The organism is Erwinia sp. GW821-FHT03D09 (assembly GCF_059420805.1).
Genome location: NZ_JBWKUK010000017.1, coordinates 76726 through 94083 on the forward strand (window position 1 = coordinate 76726; position 17358 = coordinate 94083).

Genomic DNA, 17358 nt, shown 5'->3' on the forward strand with positions numbered 1-17358 from the left:
ACAGTTAAAATATGGCCGGATAACACAAAATCTTTAGCACTGGCTGGTAGTTTTAACCATCACTAACGCAGTAATAAACAATCAGGCAGCACAATAGCTAAAGCGCGGGCTGGCGGCTCCTGCGCTCGGGCCATCCGCAGCGCTGAACGCAGCGAGGAAGCCAGGATTCGCCCACACGGACGTGGGCGGAAGCCACAGCCGCGCAGGACGCGCGTCTGTGGCGGTCCGCCCGGCTGACGAACGAAGTGAAGGCACCGCAAAGCGGCGCGAGGACCTGCCCAACGGAGGAGCCGCCAGCCTGCGCAGACTCCGAATATTGCCAACGCGGGAAGAATGCCAGGTAACACAAAAACTACAGCACTCGCTGAAAGCTTCGGCTATCGCTGATACGGAAAAAAACCGTCAGACGACGCAAAAGCTAAAGTGCCGGCTGACTAAGGCTGCGGGAAATCACCCGCGGATCGTATCATCCCCAAACGCCACCCACTTATACGTGGTCAGCGCTTCCAGCCCCATCGGGCCGCGAGCGTGCAGCTTCTGCGTGCTCACCGCCACCTCGGCTCCCAGACCAAACTGGCCACCGTCGGTAAAGCGGGTGCTGGCATTGACGTATACCGCCGAAGAATCCACCTCGTTAACGAAACGATCGGCATGCTGAATGGTGCGCGTCAGGATCGCATCGGAATGCTGCGTGCCGTATTCACGAATATGGGCAATGCCCGCATCCAGATCGTCCACCAGCTTGACGTTAAGATCCAGCGCCAGCCACTCGTCACGATATTGGGCATCGGTCACCGCGCTAACGGGGCATGGGCCGTTTTCCAACAGCGGTAGCGAACGCGGATCGGCGTGCAGAGTAATGCCCTCTTCCGCCATCCGCGCGCTCAGTACCGGCAGGAAAGTGTCTGCAATGGCGGCATCAATCAACAGCGTTTCCACCGAGTTACAGGCGCCTGGCCGCTGCTTCTTGGCGTTAACAATCACTTTCAGCGCCGCTTCCTGCTCGATGCTGCGATCGACATAGATATGGCAAACGCCGATACCGCCGGTGATCACCGGGATGGTTGAATTTTCACGGCACAGCTTGTGTAAACCGGCTCCCCCACGTGGGATCAGCATATCCACGTAGCGATCCAGCTTCAGCAGCTGATTGACCAACTCGCGATCCGGGCTCTCAATCGCCTGAACCGCACCGGCAGGCAGGCCGTGCTGCTGCAGAGCATTCTGGATCACCCGTACGGTAGCGGCGTTAGTACGATACGTCTCTTTACCGCCGCGCAGGATCACCGCATTACCGGTTTTCAGACACAGACTGGCGACGTCAACGGTGACGTTCGGGCGCGCTTCATAAATCACGCCCACTACGCCGAGCGGCACGCGGCGGCGCTCAATGCGCAAACCGCTGTCCAGCTTACTGCCGTCAATCACCACGCCAACCGGATCGGCCAGATGGCACACCTGGCGCACGTCGTCAGCAATCCCTTTCAGGCGCGCCTGATTCAGCATCAGCCGGTCCAGCAGCGCGGCGCTCATGCCGTGCTGACGCGCATCGGCAAGATCCAGCTCGTTAGCGGCCAGAATCTCCGCGCTTTGTGCTTCCAGGCTGTCGGCAATCGTCAGCAGTACCTGATTTTTTTGTTCGGTAGACAGCACCGAAAGCTGATATGACGCGGCCTTGGCCGCTTTACCCATTTGCTCAAGCATTGGTATTCCTTAGCTGACAATCATATCGTCGCGGTGCACGGCAACCGGACCATATTCATAACCTAAAATATCGCCAATCTGCTGGGAGTGATGGCCGGCAATCATCCGCATGGCGTCGCTGTTATAGCGGGACACGCCGTGGGCGACATCGCGCCCCTGCAGGCTGCGGATACGAATCACTTCACCACGAGAGAAGTTGCCGCTGATATCGCGGATACCTTTAGGCAGCAGCGAACTGCCGCGCTCCAGAATGGCGGAAAGCGCACCGTCATCAACGACCAGCTCACCGGCAGGCGGCGCACCAAAGATCCAGCGTTTGCGGTTCTCCAGCGGCGTTGCAAAAGCGTGGAAGCGTGTGCCAACCGGCGTTGCGGCGATCACATCGCCAATCACGCCCGGACGGCTGCCTGCGGCAATGATGGTGTCGATCCCGGCACGGCAGGCAACATCGGCGGCCTGCAGTTTGGTGGTCATCCCGCCGGTACCCAGCCCGGAAACACTGTCCCCGGCCAGCGCGCGCAGCGCGTCATCGATCGCGTGGACGTCGCTAATCAGCTCTGCTTCAGGACTATTACGCGGATCGGCGGTAAACAGGCCCTGCTGATCGGTCAGCAGCAGCAGCTTATCGGCTCCGGCCAGAATCGCCGCCAGCGCCGACAGATTGTCGTTGTCGCCCACTTTGATTTCAGCGGTCGCCACCGCGTCGTTCTCGTTAATGACCGGGACGATATGGTTATCGAGCAGCGCACGCATGGTGTCACGGGCGTTAAGAAAACGCTCGCGATCCTCCAGGTCGGCACGAGTCAGCAGCATCTGGCCGATATGGATGCCATAGATGGAAAACAGCTGTTCCCACAGCTGGATCAAACGACTCTGCCCCACCGCAGCCAGCAGCTGCTTTGAGGCGATGGTAGGCGGCAGTTCGGGGTAGCCCAGATGTTCTCGCCCGGCCGCCATCGCGCCCGAAGTAACAATCACAATCCGGTGGCCAGCCGCATGTTGCTGTGCGCACTGACGCACCAGCTCAACGATGTGGGCCCGATTCAGCCGACGCGATCCGCCGGTCAGTACGCTGGTCCCCAGTTTCACCACCAGGGTCTGGCTGCTGCTCATTATTTCCTGCCGTTTTTGTCATAAAAGAGTGCAAAGAAACGTTTTAACAGGAGTCGTGCAGGAAGCCAACAGCCTGACGGGGAAAAGCGTGAAAAAGCCCTGACCATTTGCTAGTCGAAAAGTTCGTGATTAACAAGAAATGTTTAAAATTGCAATAAAAGTTTAATAGAGAAAAGGTAAAACGTTCCTGCCTTAGAAGAGCCTCCGGGCCACTTAGCCCAAAGTAGTTCAGTCGAAGTCTGCCCCGCAGCCGTCTGGAATATGAAGGGACATAAACTTTACTCTTTCGGGATTGATAGCAATGAAGAAAAGCGCACTGGCAATTTTAACCGCCGCACTGGCCCTGTCCACCGCCGCTCAGGCTGCTGAAGTTTACAATAAAGACGGAAACAAGCTGGACCTGTACGGCAAAGTGAAAGGCCTGCACTACTTCAGCGACAGCGCTGGAAACAACGGCGACAAATCTTACGTTCGTCTTGGCTTTAAGGGCCAGACCCAGATTAATGACCTGATGACCGGTTACGGTCAGTGGGAATATCAGTTCAACGCCAACAACACTGAGAGCACCGACGCACAGACCGGTAACAAAACCCGTCTGGGCTTCGCTGGTCTGAAATTCGGCAGCTACGGCTCCATCGACTACGGCCGTAACTACGGCGTACTGTACGATGTGGAAGCCTGGACCGATATGTTCCCAGAGTTCGGCGGTGACGGCACGGCACGTACCGATAACTTCATGACCGCACGTACTACCGGCGTGCTGACCTACCGTAACACCAACTTCTTCGGTCTGGTTGATGGCCTGAAGTTCGCCCTCCAGTATCAGGGTAAAAATGACGCGGGCGGCGCTAACGACCGTACCAGCGTTGCACGCCAGAACGGCGACGGTTACGGCGGCTCACTGGTCTACGCACTGGGCGACAGCGGCGTGAGCATCAGCGGTGCCTACACTTCGTCTGACCGTACTAACCAGCAGCAGGCTCAGGCTTACGGCCACGGTGACAAAGCGGATTCATGGGGCACAGGTCTGAAATACGACGCCAACAACCTGTATCTGGCAGCGATCTACTCCGAAACCCGCAACATGACGCCAATCAGCGGCACCAGCACCGTAACCGGTTCTTCCGTCAGCGGCATGGCGAACAGAACTCAGAACGTGGAACTGCTGGTGCAGTACCAGTTCGATTTCGGTCTGCGTCCATCACTGGGCTATATCCAGACCAAAGGTAAAGATATCGAGAACGGTATCGGCGATGAAGATTTAGTAAAATACATTGATGTGGGCGCAACTTATTACTTCAACAAGAATATGAACGCCTATGTTGACTACAAAATTAACCAGCTGAAAGACGACAACAAACTGTCTCTGAACACCGACGACGTTGTTGCTGTCGGTCTGGTTTACCAGTTCTAAGTTGTAAAACTTTCCCCCCCCTCGCTGTGTCTACTTAAAACAAAGGCTGGAATCTTCCAGCCTTTTCTTATTCTCAAAATGAATCAGGCACTCAGCTTTACCGGCTCCTCGGCAAAATCAGCCGCAGGACGCAAATCCAGTTCCAGTTCAACCAACAGTGCCTTCAGGCGCTCATGGAAGTTGCGTAACGTCTCTTCGAGGCGGGCATTATTATCCTTACCTTTTACGGCTGTCGGCTTCCAGTTGCCTTCTTTATCAAACAGACCAAAGTAGTACTCATAGGTGAAATGGTCCGCCTGAGCTTCCAGTTCCATCCACCAGCCCCAGAATTCTCGTTCTTCCGGCGCAGGTTTCACATTGACGCAAACTGCCAGACAGTCGAAGAAAAAGCGATCGTCTTCACACTTGTTCTCACGGATGTAAGGGCCTAAGGAGCCAAAGCGTTTCATTAAACGGCTCTTAGGATGTCCACTCGGTAACGTCATCGTTAAACCTCCTTGATTGGGCCTATAGTTGTAGCAAAGTCATGGATTTTAGCAACTCATGCGCTTAACTGCCGGGCCAGCCAGTCGCAAATATCTCGCAGGCCACGGTCGAAATTGTTCATTGAGGGCGAAGGCTTAATCGGTAGCAGCTTGCCGCTAACGGAAGAGTTGACGATCGAGCGCGACTCTTCCTCCGGGCTGAATGGATCGTTTGCCCAGTAGCCAGAGAGCATCGGCACAGTGCAGCGGCGGCCCAGAAGGCCCTGTAGCTTAAGCGAGAAGCGGCTCAGCTCAATGCGCAGCGCACTGTCAGAAGTGCTGGACATCCCCAGGCGGCTGGCCAGCATATCCATATACATTTCCGGTATCCGATCCTGCAAGGCGGTATCGCTTAACAGGCTATGGACTATCGGCCCGAGGCAGGCCACAGCGCGCAGGCACTGGGGTTCGAGATACGCTAAACGAACGGCGATGTTTGCACCGAAGCGGAAACCGAAAACGCCGACGCGGGTATGATCGACCCAGGCCACCTGCTCGAGCTGACGCAGCACGTGCTGGTGGAGGAAGCTGGAATCATGCGTTAACTTCCATTTAGCGGAAAAACCTACCGAGGGCACGTCAAGCGTCAGCATGGCGATGCCACGCGGGGCGAGATAGTCATGGAAAAGGCGGTAGTGATCGCTTTGCAGCGAGTCGAGGTTGGCACACAGCATCACCGTTGGATAAGGTGCCGATACGCCCGGCGGCATATGCAGGAAGCCGGTTACCGGACTGCCGTCGGGAATATTGAACGTCAGTTCGCGCAGTTCGCCCGACAGGCGGCTGGTTGCTTCCTGATAGGCACGGTTTGCCAACAGCTGTGCCTGCTCGGCCAGCTCGTCCTCTTTCAGATAGGGATAGCCCGCGAGGCTGTACAGATTCGCCGCGTGCAGCCAGTGCTGGCCGGACAGCAGATCGTCCTCACACTCGCTGGCCTTTTGCTGCCATAGCGCCCCCTGCTTTGACCATTCATAGATCCAGTTGCCGCCACGATAGCCAATCACCGTATCCAGCAGTCGATCGTCGGTATGCTCCACCCGGCTGACCGCGATACGCGCCAGTACCTCGCTGATTTCCTGCGGGGTCAGACCGCGCCAGGCCCACAGCAGGCGGTTAATCATGCGATACCAGCCCACATGGCTTTCGCCATCCAGCGCGGAGTTAATGTTTATCGGGCGATGATGACGCACGCGCCGCACCAGCGACGAGGTTTCAGGATGCTTAAAACGCGGTTTGAACAGTTCTTCGCTGAGGTTTTTCGGCGACATTACAGGGAGTTCCTCCGGCATTCTGGACAGGCGTCCAGTCTATCGTAGCCGGTGTCCGCGTGCGAAGGATAAAAACAGACGCGCCCGGTAAAACCGGGCGCGCATTGAGCAACATCAATTAATTTTTAACGATGGGTGGGATATAGGCAACGCCCATGTCCCATGGCTGCTCAATCCAGGTATTTTGCGGGATGTCGATGATGTAATCGTCAACCAGCGGGCGACCGGCCGGCTTGGCAAAGATAGTGACAAAACGCGCCTGTGGATACATATCGCGAATCGCCTGCGCGGTGCCGCCGGTATCAACCAGGTCATCAATCACGATAAACCCTTTACCATCCCCTTCTGCACGCTTCAGCACTTTCATTTCACGCTGATTGTCGTGGTCGTAGCTGGAGATGCAGACGGTATCAACGTGGCGAATGCCCAACTCGCGAGCCAGCAGTGCAGCGGGTACCAGACCACCGCGGCTGACGGCGATAATGCCCTGCCACTGTTCAACAGGAAGCAGGCGCTGTGCCAGTTTACGGGCATGAATCTGCAGCATATCCCAGGTGACGACGTATTTTTCACTCATAAAAAGATCCCGATCAGAAACTGGCTTAAAAATGTGCAATGGGAAAGGTTGCGCGAAATTATAGAGATCTGAGGCGCTAAAAACCAGCACCAGAGGCGTCGATAACCGCTTTTTTGCCGGGGTGAAGCAAGCAGGTCCTGATAAACGGTGATACTATTTCCCCATCGCGTCAGATCCGCTGACGGGAATTGTCCAACCGAATTTAACGCACGCCCCTGCCTTATTGGCGGTCGGTGGTGCTGACACAGGAGAGTCAACGTGTCTGAATTGTCTCAATTATCCCCGCAGCCGCTGTGGGATATTTTTGCCAAAATTTGTTCCATTCCCCACCCTTCCTATCATGAAGAAGCGCTGGCCAGCCACATTATGTCGTGGGCTAAAGAGCAGGGGTTCTGGCATGAACGTGACCAGGTCGGCAATATCCTGATTCGTAAACCGGCCACGCCGGGCTTTGAAAACCGTAAGCCGGTGGCCCTGCAGGCGCACCTGGATATGGTGCCGCAGAAGAACAACGACACCGTGCATGATTTCACCAAAGATCCGATCCAACCGTGGGTTGACGGGGAGTGGGTGAAGGCGCGCGGAACCACGCTGGGTGCCGATAACGGCATCGGTATGGCCTCTGCACTGGCCGTTTTAGCCGATAACAGCGTTGAGCACGGTCCACTGGAAGTGCTGCTGACCATGACCGAAGAAACCGGCATGGCCGGGGCCTTTGGCCTTCAGGCTGGCTGGCTGCAGGCCGATATTCTGATCAACACCGACTCGGAAGAAGAAGGTGAGATCTACATGGGCTGCGCGGGTGGTATCGACTTTACCAGCACCCTGCCGCTGACCCGTGAAGCGCTGCCGGCGGGTTATCAGACGCAGAAGGTTACCTTAAAAGGCCTGAAAGGCGGCCACTCCGGCTGCGATATTCACGTTGGCCTGGGTAACGCTAACAAACTCCTGTCACGTTTCCTGTTCGCCCACGCGGCGGATCTTGACCTGCGTCTGATCGACTTCACCGGCGGCACGCTGCGTAATGCCATTCCGCGTGAGGCGTTTGCTACCCTCGCGGTTGCGGCCGATAAAGTCGATCGTCTGAAGTCGCTGGCGGCAGGCTACCTGACCACACTGCAAAATGAACTGAGCCTGGTTGAGAAGAATATCGCGATCGTTACCGAAGCCGTGGAAAGCAGCGAAAAACCGCTGAATGCCGCAAGCCGTGACGCGTTTATCGCTCTGTTGAACAGCACCCCGAACGGCGTGATCCGCAATTCCGACGTGATGAAAGGCGTGGTTGAAACCTCTCTGAACGTGGGCGTAGTGAAGTTTGAAGGCGACGAAGCGGTCATCAATAGCCTGGTGCGTTCCCTGATCGACAGCGGTAAAGAGTACGTGGTGGAAATGCTGACCGCGCTCGGCCAGCTGGCGGGGGCAAAAACCCTGGCAAAAGGCAGCTACCCTGGCTGGCAGCCGGACGCAACCTCACCAGTAATGGCGCTGGTACGTGAAACCTACGAGAAGCTGTTTAACCGCACGCCGAACATTCAGGTGATTCACGCAGGCCTGGAGTGCGGTTTATTTAAAAAACCGTACCCGGAGATGGATATGGTGTCTATCGGCCCCACCATCACCGGCCCGCACTCGCCGGATGAGCAGGTGCATATCGCCAGCGTTGGCCTTTACTGGCAGCTGCTGACCGCACTGCTGAAGGCTATTCCAGCTAAATAAAAGTATTCCCGGCCCGGGAATCTCCGGGTTGGATAATCTTTGCCAGCGAGCCGACACCGTATCGCTGAATACCCGCGCTAAGCCATGCGAGTGTGCACAAAGCAGGATGTATGCGAACCCTGCCTGTGCTCTCCATGGAAGGAATGTATGATGAACGCTGCCGCATAATACTGCGGCAGCGTTATTATTTATGCCATGCTCAGTGTTTACAGCCCCAGCAGCAGCTGCCGCTCCAGCTGTGGATTCAGCAGCGTAACGTGCAGCCCTACCAGCCTGACCCCACGCCCTCCCCGCCGCTCGTCCCAGCTTTTCCGCGCCACGGCGATCAGATCGGCTTTATTCAGCTCAGGCCAGATGTGTTCCTGAGTGGTGAGCTGGAAGTCATTAAACTTCAGCTTCACGCCCTGACGGGCAATCTGTCGGTCCGGCTTGATTTTGATCAGTCGCCGTTCCAGCTCTTCATAGAGCGAATCAATAATATTCAGGCAATCTTCCCAGTCGTGGATATCTTCAGACAGCGTGCGTTCCACGCCGAGGGATTTACGCTGGCGTTCGGTAATCACTTCACGGTCGTCAAATCCGTGGCTCCGTTCCCACAGCACTCGGCCAAATTTGCCAAAGCGCTTAAGCAGCATCGCCAGATCGCTTTTTTGCACATCGGCGCAGGTATTCAGCCCCAGTTCTTCCAGCTTGCGGGCGGTAACTTTGCCTACGCCGGGAATTTTTGCCAGCGGCAGGGCCAGCAGAAAGTCGGGCATCTCCTCGGGAGTAATTACGCACTGGCCGTTGGGTTTATTGATATCAGAGGCTATTTTGGCGAGAAACTTAATGGGTGCCACGCCGGCAGAAGCGGTGAGATCCAGTTCCCGATGGATAGTCTGGCGGATTTCCCGCGCCATCAGCGTTGCCGATCCCTGGCAGTGGGGGCTGTCGGAAACGTCAAGGTAGGCTTCATCCAGCGACAGCGGCTCAATCAGCGAGGTGTAGCGGGAGAAAATTTCACGGATATGGGCACTGGTCTCTTTATAAGCGTCGTAGCGTCCGGGGATCACTTTAAGATGGGGGCAAAGCTTTAAGGCCATGGCCGTTGGCATCGCGCTACGCACGCCATATTTGCGTGCAGGATAATTGGCGGTGCTGATCACACCACGCGCAACGCGGCTGCCGCCAATCGCAATCGGGATATCGCGCAGGCTCGGATCGTCACGCATTTCTACTGCGGCAAAGAAGCAGTCCATATCAACGTGAATAATCTTACGCATAACGCCCCCCGACAATATACTGTATAAGTATACAGCTTAATTATGCGATATCAATAAATGTCGGTTCACCCGCAATCATGGCGGGTAATAAGGTATTTAATCTTTCTAATCTTGAGAAAAAAATAGACAATGCTATGGTATCGCCGCAATAGCGGATTTGTCCTGTATTGCAAGTTACAGACGCCTTTCGGCGTTGCACTCCACCCTCTTTTTCAAGGGAACAAGAATGGCCAAAATCGCACTGCTGTTTGCGATGATTTTTCTGCCTGCCGTTGTCTTTGCCAGCGTACCCAACGCGGTACAGCCACTGGCGCCGGTCAGCAAAGAGTTAAAGAAACAACTGCTGGGTACGCCGGTGTATCTGCAGATCTTTAAAGAAGAACGCACCCTCGAGCTTTACGGCAAGATCGGTAACGAATATCGTCTGCTCGACAGCTATCGCATCTGTAATTTTTCCGGCGGACTGGGGCCAAAGCGTCGCGAGGGTGACTTCAAAAGCCCGGAAGGATTTTACAGCGTCGGGCTTTCCCAGCTGAAGCCGGACAGCCGCTTCTACCGCGCGATTAACGTCGGTTTCCCGAATGAGTACGACCAGCAGCAGGGCTATGAAGGCAAATACCTGATGATCCACGGCAACTGCGTGTCAGTCGGCTGCTACGCCATGACCGATGCCTATATGGACGAGATTTATCATTATGTGGAAGCCGCTCTGCGCAACGGCCAGCAGCGCGTGGATGTCAGCATTTATCCCTTCCGTATGACCGAGAGCAATATGCAGCGCCACCGCTACTCGACCTATTACAGTTTCTGGAAGGAACTGCAACCGGGCTATACACAGTTTGTGCAGACTAAAATGCCACCTTCGGTCAGCGTCAGCGGTGGTAAGTATGTACTGAGCCGCCCGATGATGGGCGGCACAGGTGCACCAGATTCAGCTCTGGCGCTCACCCAGACAAAATAGCGCCCATTCGCCTGGGGCAATCTTGTTCCAGGTTTCGTTAGCCGTTAGCGGCTGCGTTGCGATCACCGTGACCACGTCATTCGGCGTGGTCTGCTTCTGAAAGTCTATCTCCACATCCTGGTCCAGCAGCTTTGCTTTACCAAACGGTGCCCGGCGGGTGATCCAGAACAGATTAGTGGAGCAAAACGCCATCAGATAGCGGCCGTCCGACAGCAGCATATTGAACACGCCTTTCTCACGCAGCTCCGCCGCCAGCTCGGCAATATAGCGAAATACCGCAGGCCAGTTGCCGGGCGTACGCGGATAGCGCGTGGTCAACTTGTGCAGCAGCCAGCAGAACGCCAGCTCGCTGTCAGTTTCACCGATCGGTCGGTAAGGCCCGGTATCCAGATTCTTGTAGCCTTTCAGCTGCCCATTATGGGCATAGGTCCAGTTGCGGCCCCACAGTTCGCGGGTGAAAGGATGTGTGTTTTCCAGCGACACTTCGCCGCGGTTGGCCTGGCGTATATGCGCCACCACCGAACACGACTTAATCGGATAATCCTGCACCAGGCGCGCAATCGGCGACTGGAAGCTCGGTTGCGGATCTTTAAATGTGCGACAGCCTTTACCCTCGTAGAAGGTAATACCCCAGCCATCTTTATGCGGACCCGTTCCGCCACCGCGCTGCACCAGCCCGGTAAAGCTAAAACAGATGTCCGTCGGGACGTTCGCGCTCATCCCGAGCAGTTCGCACATAGTGATACCTCGTCAACAACCTCGAAACGGATAACCGTGGAGTGCCCGCCGCACAGAGTCACCGGCGGGCAATGGCAGGGATTACTTCGCCATCTCTTTTTCGATCAGCAGGATCAGGATATGGATCACTTTAATATGGACCTCCTGAATACGATCGGCAAAACCAAAGTGCGGTACGCGGATTTCCACATCCGCCGATCCGTCCATTTTCCCACCGTCTTTACCGGTCAGGGTAATCACCTTCATCCCTTTGGCATGGGCAGTTTCAATCGCTTTAATCACGTTGGCGGAATTGCCGGAAGTGGATATCCCCAGCAGAACATCACCCGCCTGACCTACCGCTTCAACATAGCGGGAGAAGATGGCGTCAAAGCCAAAGTCATTGCCCACGCAGGAGATATGGCTGACGTCAGAGATCGCAATCGCCGGATAGCCCGGACGGTTTTCACGATAGCGGCCGGTCAGCTCTTCAGCGAAGTGCATGGCATCGCAGTGCGAGCCGCCGTTACCGCAGGAAAGCACCTTGCCACCCGCCTTAAAGGAATCGGCCAGCAGCACGGCCGCCCGCTGAATGGCATGGATGTTAGCGTCATCGCTTAAAAATTTATTCAGCGTGTCGGCGGCTTCATTTAGCTCGGCGCGAATAATGTCCTGGTACATAGGGAGAGATCCTTTTTAGGAATAAGTGACGGCTTAAGTTTATCAACTTGCCAGAAGGGCGTGAAGCAATCTCCCTTTCCACCGCGAGGTTTACCCGGATGTGCGGTGCTTTGTGAGCCAGGTTGTAATTATTATGTAAACAGATTGCATCTTGGCCAGTGCTAATCTAAACATATAACCAACAGGTCGGACCTCTTACAACTTACGGAGCGCACGTTATGATGGTTCTCAGTATTGTGGCGACAATCGTGCTGATTGGTGCCCTGTTTTATCACCGTGTTAGCCTTCTGGCTGGCAGCATCGCCTTACTGGCGTGGACCGTCGTTCTCAGCCTTGTGGGTCTGTGGACCTTCTGGCTGTTAATCCCACTGGCCATTATCCTGCTGCCGTTAAACCTGTTGCCGATGCGTCAGGCGATGTTTGGCAAGCCGGTACTGAACACCTTCCGCAAAGTCATGCCGCCGATGTCGCGTACCGAAAAAGAAGCCATCGATGCCGGCACAACCTGGTGGGAAGGCGATCTGTTCCGCGGCGCGCCGGACTGGAAAAAACTGCACAACTATCCGCAGCCACGTCTGACCGAAGAAGAACAGGCGTTTCTTAGCGGCCCGGTAGAAGAAGCCTGCCGCATGGCGAATGACTTTGAAATCACCCACGAAATGGCCGATCTGCCGCCGGAACTCTGGGCATACCTGAAACAGCATCGCTTCTTTGCGATGATCATTAAAAAAGAGTACGGCGGGCTGGAGTTTTCCGCCTATGCTCAGGCTCAGGTTTTGCAAAAACTGGCCGGCGTTTCCGGCATTCTGGCAATTACCGTTGGCGTTCCTAATTCCCTCGGCCCCGGCGAGCTACTGCAGCACTACGGTACTGAAGAGCAAAAAGATCACTATCTGCCCCGCCTGGCGCGCGGCGACGAAATTCCCTGCTTTGCACTGACCAGCCCGGAAGCAGGCTCCGATGCGGGGGCAATTCCCGATACCGGCGTAGTCTGCATGGGCGACTGGCAGGGCGAACAGGTGCTGGGCATGCGCCTGACCTGGAACAAACGCTACATTACCCTGGCCCCTGTTGCCACCGTACTGGGGCTGGCGTTCAAACTGTCCGATCCGGATCGCCTGCTGGGCAATACCGAAGAACTGGGCATCACATGCGCGCTGATCCCGACCCAAACTCCGGGCGTGGAAATCGGTACCCGCCATTTCCCGCTCAACGTGCCGTTCCAGAATGGCCCAACCCGGGGTAAAGACATCTTTGTACCGATTGATTTTATTATCGGTGGCCCGGCGATGGCCGGTCAGGGCTGGCGAATGCTGGTTGAGTGCCTCTCCGTTGGTCGCGGCATCACCCTGCCTTCTAACTCCACCGGCAGCCTGAAAAGCATTGCGCTGGCGATTGGTGCCTACGCTCATATTCGCCGCCAGTTCCGTCTGCCGATTGGCAAGATGGAGGGCATCGAAGAACCGCTGGCGCGTATTGCCGGTAACGCCTATGTCATGGATGCCGCCGCGTCACTGATTACCTACGGCATTATGCAGGGCGAAAAACCCGCGGTGCTGTCGGCGATTGTGAAATATCACTGTACCCACCGCGGCCAACGGGCGATTATGGATGCAATGGATATCGCCGGGGGCAAGGGCATTATGCTCGGCAACAGTAACTTCCTCGCCCGTGCCTATCAGGGCGCACCGATTGCGATCACCGTTGAGGGCGCGAACATTCTGACCCGCAGCATGATCATCTTCGGCCAGGGGGCAATTCGCTGCCATCCTTACGTGCTGGAAGAGATGGAAGCCGCGCAAAATAACGACGTGGCGGCCTTTGACCGGGCGCTGTTTAAACATATCGGCCACGTTGGCAGCAACAAAATGCGCAGTCTGTGGCTGGGCCTGACCAGAGGCCTGACCAGCGCCTCGCCAACCCGCGACGCCACCCGTCGCTACTATCAGCATTTGAACCGCATCAGCGCGAACCTCGCCCTGCTGTCGGATATTTCCATGTCGGTACTCGGCGGCAGCCTGAAGCGCCGTGAACGTATCTCGGCGCGCCTCGGCGATATCCTCAGCCAGCTTTATCTGGCCTCGGCGGCACTGAAGCGCTACGACGATGAGGGTCGCAACGAAGCCGATCTGCCGCTGGTGCACTGGGGTGTGCAGGACGCGCTGTATCAGGCAGAAACGGCCATTGAGGATCTGCTGCATAACTTCCCTAACCGCCTGGTGGCGGGCCTGCTGCGTGTGGTGATTTTCCCAACCGGTCGCCACTGCCGTGCGCCGTCCGATCGCCTTGACCACCAGCTGGCGCGTATTCTGCAGCTGCCGTCTGCCACCCGCAGCCGTCTGGGCCGTGGCCAGTACCTGGCACCGAGCGAACACAACCCGGCGGGCCAGCTGGAACAGGCCTTAACCGATGTCATGGCGGCGGAAGTGATCCACGAACGCGTGTCGAAAGAGCAGAAAAAACACCTGCCGTTCACCCGCCTGGACGTGCTGGCCGCCGAAGGCCAGCAGGCCGGCTGGTTAACTAAGGCGGAAGCCGACGTCCTGATCCGCGCCGAGGCCAGCCGCCTGCGTTCCATTAACGTCGATGAATTCGAGGCTGATGCGCTGGCGACTCGTCCGGTGAAAGCCGAGGGCTCTGATAAGGTCGCGCTGGATAAATCAGCTAAGTCTGGGGAATCTGCGGCGACAGTACAGGGCAAATCGGGCAAGCAGGATGATTCAGCCACGGTAACGCTGGAGAAACCCGCTGCGGTAAAGCCGCAGGGGCCGGGTAAAACCGAAGCGGCGTAGCTTCAGGTTGCCTGCGTTTGACGGCCTGACGATGCTGCCTGGCGGTTACCTTTGTCAGACGGGCAGCTCAGGCAGCTCAGGCAGCTCAGGCAGCTCAGGCAGCTAAACCGCATCAGAAACGCGCAATTAAAAAAACGCCAACCTGCAAGGGTTGGCGTTTTTATTTCGCTGCTTACGCTGGACCACATGCTCCAGCGACGGGTAACCTGCCCATACCATCAGCATTCAGCATCCAGCATTCAGCATTCAGCATTCAGCATTCAGCATTCAGCATTCAGCATTCAGCATTCAGCCATTCTGGCGGACACGCATAATCAGCGCATCAATATCCGGCACGTGGTTAGCCAGCAGGATCAGGCTGCGGCCGAGGGTAATCACCTGGCGTACACACTCCACCTGCATCGCGCGATCGCCGATTTGCTTGATATCCGCTACCTGCGACATGCCGACGGTGCGGCGGATCAGCTCGGTACCGCAGTAGCCGATAGTGTCACTCCACACCTTACCGAGGAACTCACGCGCGTATCCCGGCGTCGCCAGCGCGCGATCGGTACTTTTCTCGGCTGCCAGCGCCAGGAAGCCTTCGGCAAAGCTGTTCCAGGTATCGCGCACGTCGTTCAGGCGCTGTTCGCGCGCATCGGCCGCTTCCCTTGGCACCAGCAGCCCCGGCGTGGCGCAGTAGCTAATCAGCAGGTTACCAATCGCTGTGCCGATATCAAAACCAATCGGGCCATAGAAACCAAACTCGGCGTCGATCACCTTCAGGCGGCCTTCGGCAACGAAAATCGAGCCGCTGTGAATATCCCCGTGCAGCAGCGCTTCGGCATTGCTGAAGAACCGATGCTTCAGCCCGGCTACCGCCACTTTCAGCTCTTCATCGTCGCGCAGAGCTTCAGCCAGGTGCTCCAGCTCACGCGGATAGGCGTTGCGATCGTGCTGCTCGTACGGTTCATTGAAGAACAGTTCTTCGGTGATGTCGCACAGTTCCGGGTTGGTAAAACGGATCACGTCCTTTTTCTTCTGATACGGATGCTGGAAGAAATCAGAGGTATGGAACAGCGTCTGCGCCAGGTAACTACCCAGCTGCACGGCAGCCAGAGGATGGTTTTTCCCTTTCACCAGCTCGCCGCGCCAGATTGCGTGATCGGAGAGATCCTCCATCACCATCACCGCCAGATCGACATCGTAATGCAGGATCTTAACCGTGTGCTCCGGGCAGAACTTGCTGTGCTCAATCAGGGTTTCCGCTTCCAGTCTTGCCCGGTCGAGGGTCAGTGGCCAGGATTCGCCCACGCAGCGGACGTAAGGCAGCGCCTGCTTGACGATAATCCGACTCACGCCCTGTGTATCGAAAATCTTAAACACCAGGTTAAGATTACCATCGCCCACTTCCAGCGAATCGACCAGGCTGTCAGGATTATCCACACCGCCAAACTGGCGAGCATATTCCACGGCATCCGCTGCGGTGAACGTACGGTATTGCGACATTACCCTAACCCCCATAAGACAAATTCGTTTTAATAAGCCGTTCAGACGTCTATACATCCATCAGACATGTTGGCACAATGTGTCGCATTAAAGCAACCAGGATTTCACTTATGCAGACACTCAGCACCACCAGCCTACAAATCCGCGACAATCAACTGTGGGTACTCGATCAACAGGCCCTTCCGCAGAAAAAGATCTGGTGCCCGACGCCGGACGTCGCCAGCCTGGTTGAACACATCAAAACGCTGCGGGTACGCGGTGCACCGCTGATTGGACTGTCTGCCAGCCTGCTGCTGGCACTGCTGGCGGAACAGGAAATGCCGCGTGCTGAACTGGCGGAGGCGCTGGAAACCCTGCGCGCTTCGCGCCCGACGGCGGTTAACCTGATGAACAACCTCGACCGCATGAAGCGGGTACTGGCACAGGATAATTTCGCTACCGCGCTGACCGATGAGGCGCTGCGTCTGGTTGCTGAAGATAAAATCCTGTGTGACAACATCGCCGAAGCGGGCAATGCGCTGATCGCTCCAGGCAGTCGCCTGCTGACCCACTGCAATACTGGTGGGCTGGCGACCGCGGGTGTTGGCACCGCGCTGGGGGTCATCGTTCGCGGCTGGCAGCAGGGCAAAGTCGCCAGCGTATGGGTCGATGAAACCCGTCCTTTATTGCAGGGTGGGCGCTTAACAGCGTGGGAACTCGGTGAACTCGGTGTTCCCTACCATCTTATTTGCGATTCAATGGCCGCCAGCCTGATGGCCCAGGGCAAAGTTGATGCGATCTGGGTCGGCGCGGACCGCATTGCCGCCAACGGCGACGTCGCCAATAAGATCGGCACCTACAGCCTGGCGGTGCTGGCGCAGTATCACAACGTGCCGTTCTACGTTGCCGCGCCACATACCACACTGGATCGCTACTGTCCGGACGGCAGCGCCATTCCGATCGAGCAGCGCGCAGCCAGCGAAGTGACCGGTGTGGCGGGCAGCTTCGGCGACGTGACCTGGGCACCGGAGGGCGCGCAGGTCTACAACCCGGCGTTTGACGTGACGCCAGCGTCGTTAATCAGCGGTTGGGTTTTGGATACCGGCGTGGTCACACCGGAGCAGGTGAAAGCGGGTGTCTTCCAGCCGCGCGTTTGACGAAT

The 17358-nt window shown here is 56.6% G+C and carries 13 protein-coding genes and 1 pseudogene; 5 read left to right on the forward strand and 9 right to left on the reverse strand.

All coding sequences use genetic code 11. The annotated features are described in order from the left end of the window. Positions 1–450 precede the first annotated feature (450 nt). Entirely contained in the window at positions 451–1704 is a 1254-nt protein-coding gene (proA, locus tag AC07U6_RS17210) for a glutamate-5-semialdehyde dehydrogenase (RefSeq protein ID WP_494761694.1), read from the reverse strand. A gap of 9 nt (positions 1705–1713) precedes the next feature. After that, entirely contained in the window at positions 1714–2817 is a 1104-nt protein-coding gene (gene proB, locus AC07U6_RS17215) for a glutamate 5-kinase (protein ID WP_494761693.1), read from the reverse strand. 301 nt (positions 2818–3118) lie between these two features. On the opposite strand from proB, the gene ompC reads away from it, so the two are divergent. Then, entirely contained in the window at positions 3119–4231 is a 1113-nt protein-coding gene (ompC, locus tag AC07U6_RS17220; RefSeq protein WP_494761692.1) for a porin OmpC, read from the forward strand. Positions 4232–4314: 83 nt separating this feature from the next. Here the strand turns inward: ompC and crl are convergent, their stop codons facing one another. From crl to gpt, 3 genes are all read right to left on the reverse strand, one after another. Beyond that, on the reverse strand, positions 4315–4716 hold the full coding sequence (gene crl / locus AC07U6_RS17225) for a sigma factor-binding protein Crl (protein WP_494761691.1): 402 nt from the start codon (positions 4714–4716) through the stop codon (positions 4315–4317). 56 nt (positions 4717–4772) lie between these two features. Then, positions 4773–6023, reverse strand: coding sequence for an esterase FrsA (gene frsA / locus AC07U6_RS17230; RefSeq protein ID WP_494761690.1), 1251 nt, complete (start codon positions 6021–6023; stop codon positions 4773–4775). A 118-nt stretch (positions 6024–6141) separates the two neighbouring features. Continuing rightward, positions 6142–6600, reverse strand: coding sequence for a xanthine phosphoribosyltransferase (gene gpt, locus AC07U6_RS17235; RefSeq protein WP_105590707.1), 459 nt, complete (start codon positions 6598–6600; stop codon positions 6142–6144). Between the two features lie 258 nt (positions 6601–6858). On the opposite strand from gpt, the gene pepD reads away from it, so the two are divergent. Beyond that, on the forward strand, positions 6859–8316 hold the full coding sequence (pepD, locus tag AC07U6_RS17240) for a beta-Ala-His dipeptidase (protein ID WP_494761689.1): 1458 nt from the start codon (positions 6859–6861) through the stop codon (positions 8314–8316). A 206-nt stretch (positions 8317–8522) separates the two neighbouring features. Here pepD and dinB read toward each other — a convergent pair whose 3' ends face one another. After that, positions 8523–9578, reverse strand: a complete 1056-nt coding sequence (gene dinB / locus AC07U6_RS17245; RefSeq protein ID WP_494761688.1) for a DNA polymerase IV — start codon at positions 9576–9578, stop codon at positions 8523–8525. 226 nt (positions 9579–9804) lie between these two features. On the opposite strand from dinB, the gene dpaA reads away from it, so the two are divergent. Continuing rightward, on the forward strand, positions 9805–10539 hold the full coding sequence (gene dpaA / locus AC07U6_RS17250) for a peptidoglycan meso-diaminopimelic acid protein amidase (protein ID WP_494761687.1): 735 nt from the start codon (positions 9805–9807) through the stop codon (positions 10537–10539). Here the strand turns inward: dpaA and AC07U6_RS17255 are convergent. Continuing rightward, on the reverse strand, positions 10510–11277 hold the full coding sequence (locus AC07U6_RS17255; RefSeq protein WP_494761686.1) for a class II glutamine amidotransferase: 768 nt from the start codon (positions 11275–11277) through the stop codon (positions 10510–10512). The two genes, dpaA and AC07U6_RS17255, sit on opposite strands and share 30 nt — an antisense overlap. Positions 11278–11358: 81 nt before the next feature. Continuing rightward, entirely contained in the window at positions 11359–11937 is a 579-nt protein-coding gene (gene lpcA / locus AC07U6_RS17260; protein ID WP_494761685.1) for a D-sedoheptulose 7-phosphate isomerase, read from the reverse strand. 218 nt (positions 11938–12155) lie between these two features. Between lpcA and fadE the strand changes: the two are divergent. Further along, positions 12156–14564: pseudogene (fadE, locus tag AC07U6_RS17265) on the forward strand (acyl-CoA dehydrogenase FadE); the annotation flags it as partial. 453 nt (positions 14565–15017) lie between these two features. Here fadE and mtnK read toward each other — a convergent pair. Next, positions 15018–16217, reverse strand: coding sequence for an S-methyl-5-thioribose kinase (mtnK, locus tag AC07U6_RS17270; protein WP_494761684.1), 1200 nt, complete (start codon positions 16215–16217; stop codon positions 15018–15020). A gap of 110 nt (positions 16218–16327) precedes the next feature. Between mtnK and mtnA the strand changes: the two genes are divergently transcribed. Further along, positions 16328–17353, forward strand: a complete 1026-nt coding sequence (mtnA, locus tag AC07U6_RS17275) for an S-methyl-5-thioribose-1-phosphate isomerase (RefSeq protein WP_494761683.1) — start codon at positions 16328–16330, stop codon at positions 17351–17353. The last annotated feature ends 5 nt before the right edge of the window (positions 17354–17358 follow it).